Origin of the sequence: uncultured Eudoraea sp., from assembly GCF_947258525.1 — a bacterium.
In the GTDB taxonomy this organism is placed as follows: Bacteria; Bacteroidota; Bacteroidia; order Flavobacteriales; family Flavobacteriaceae; genus Eudoraea.
The window spans coordinates 82,958-85,276 of sequence record NZ_CAMYIP010000133.1; the positions used below are offsets into that span (position 1 = coordinate 82,958).

The following is a 2,319-nucleotide window of genomic DNA, read 5'->3' on the forward strand; positions in this document are numbered from 1 at the left end:
GGCAGGTGCTCTGAACCAACTGAGCTAAGAGCCCCTAAGGGGATGCAAATATAGAATAGTTTTTTGTTACCTAAAACAAAAAATAAGAAAAAATCACAGTACCTCTGCAACCGTAAATGTACTCCCGCCTATATAGATGAAATCGTCTTTAGCGGCTTTGTTCAGGGCTGTTTTAAAAGCATTTGGTATGGAATCATGAATTGTCCCTTTTAAAGCTGCTTTAGAGGCTTTTTCCTCTAGAATTTCCACATCCATACCTCTGGGAATATCGGGTCTGGCAAAATAATAGACCGCATCCTTAGGAAATAAAGGTAATAGTGCATCCAGATTTTTCTCTTTCACAAAACCGAGCACAATATGTAAAGTTTTATATTCCTGCTGTTTTACCTGTTCGAGGACCAAAGTGAGTCCTTCACGGTTATGAGCCGTATCGCATATGACTTTTGGGGTTTCCCGCAGAATCTGCCACCGTCCCAACAAGCCGGTATTCTCAACGACTTTCATTAGACCTTCTCTTATATTTTCCTGACTTATTGTAAACTCTTTTAGTAAATTAATAATTGCGAGTACTCCTCTTATATTCTTTTTCTGATAACTACCAAAAAGAGAGGTTTTATACTCCTTAAAGTCTTCCTTATCGGCATAGACCAGATCTGAATTTTTTTCTTTTGCAATTTTTTCAAAAACAGGGGCTATCTCTTCCTGATACTCACTAATTACCAAAGGAACATTCTCTTTTATAATCCCTGCTTTTTCTCTTGATATCAATTCCAATGTATGTCCCAGTAAATCGGTGTGATCCAACCCAATATTCGTAATTAGCGAAGCTATAGGGGTAATAATATTTGTGGCATCTAAACGTCCGCCCAGACCCACTTCAATTATCGCAATTGAAACCTTATTCCTGGAAAAATAATCAAATGCCATTCCCACAGACATTTCAAAAAATGACAGTTTATTCTTTTCCAGAAATAACTTATGCTTGTCAATAAATTCTATGACACTCCGTTCACTAATGGGCTTTCCATTGATCTTAATTCGCTCCCTGAAGTCTTTCATATGGGGGGAGGTATACAGCCCAACTTTATAACCCGCTTCCTGCAATATAGAAGCCAGCATATGGCTGCTGGAACCCTTACCATTTGTTCCTGCCACATGAATACTCTTAAAATTTAAATGTGGGTTGTTTAAGTGTGCCGCCAAAGACTGACTATTCTCTAATTTGCCATTGTAAGCTTTTTGTCCCTTTTCCTGATACATTGGAAGTTGCGCGAACATCCAATCCAGGGTTTCCTTATAGGTCATGTATTATTCCCCTAATTTAAAGTTGACAACAACAAAACCTATCTGTTTGCTGGGAGCCTTGGAATCCAGATTCCATTTGTGCAGCAACGCTGTTTTCCTTGCAGGCTCTAACAAGCAGGGATCGTTATTGGTCGTACCCTTTACTCCCGGAGTGGCATCGATTACTTTACCATTTCTATCTACAGTAATTTTAACCACTACCCTTCCCTCTTCATTACAATCTTGTTGAACTTTACCCTTGCTCACCAAAGAGCGGCCACTTAGGCCATATCCGCCAGTTCCGCTTCCAGATCCCGGACTGCCATAATAGCTCGTAGCATAAGGGTCACCATCTGGTTGCCCCTTATCACCCGGTCTGTTATCGTCTCCTTCACCACCCTGAACTTCACCATCAGATTTATTAATTCCTCCAATAAGATCGTCGACCTCGCGTCTTTTGGCTTCTTCTTTTTCCCGTTGGGCTTTTTCTTCAGCAGCCTTTTGTTCCATGGTCCGTTGTTCTTCTTCTGCCTGAGCTTTTCTTGCCGCTTCTTCGGCCTCTCGCCTGGCGGCCTCCTGTTGTTTAATTCTTATAGATTCTTCATCTTCCTGAGTAAGTACTTTTTCAGTAGCTTTTTCGGTAAGATCTTCCTCAGCTACTTCTTCAGGTTGAGCAACAGCTTGTTCTTCAACAACCTTTTCTTCCTGCTCTTTCACCGGTTCTGCTGGCTGTGATTTTATTTTTTTTATCGGCTGCTCCTCTCCCATACCAAATTCCATCGCCCCAAAATTCACAGTAATCCCATTCTCAATAGGTGGATCCATATATGTAAGGCCTATATAAAAAAGTAAAAGGAGGAGCACGCTTAACAAAATAGTCGTAAGCGTAAATGATTTTTTCTTGTGTTCTGTGTCCAAAAATGGCATTAATTGGGCCGCACAGCCAGGATCACTTTATAACTATTCCTATTGGCTATATCCATGACGTTGACCGCTTCCTTTATGGCCACGCTTTCTTCAGCCCTTAGAATAACA

At 40.8% G+C, this 2,319-nt stretch carries 2 protein-coding genes and 1 pseudogene; all 3 read right to left on the reverse strand.

The features are described from left to right. Window positions 1-93: 93 nt before the first annotated feature. The gene (locus Q0X89_RS10445; protein ID WP_297693858.1) at window positions 94-1,305 is read right to left on the reverse strand and encodes a folylpolyglutamate synthase/dihydrofolate synthase family protein; all 1,212 of its coding nucleotides are present in this window, start codon (window positions 1,303-1,305) and stop codon (window positions 94-96) included. Window positions 1,306-1,308: 3 nt separating this feature from the next. Then, on the reverse strand, window positions 1,309-2,211 hold the full coding sequence (locus Q0X89_RS10450) for an energy transducer TonB (RefSeq protein ID WP_297693860.1): 903 nt from the start codon (window positions 2,209-2,211) through the stop codon (window positions 1,309-1,311). After that, window positions 2,211-2,319, reverse strand: a pseudogene (locus Q0X89_RS10455) (biopolymer transporter ExbD); the annotation flags it as partial. The gene Q0X89_RS10450 and the pseudogene Q0X89_RS10455, both read right to left, overlap by 1 nt.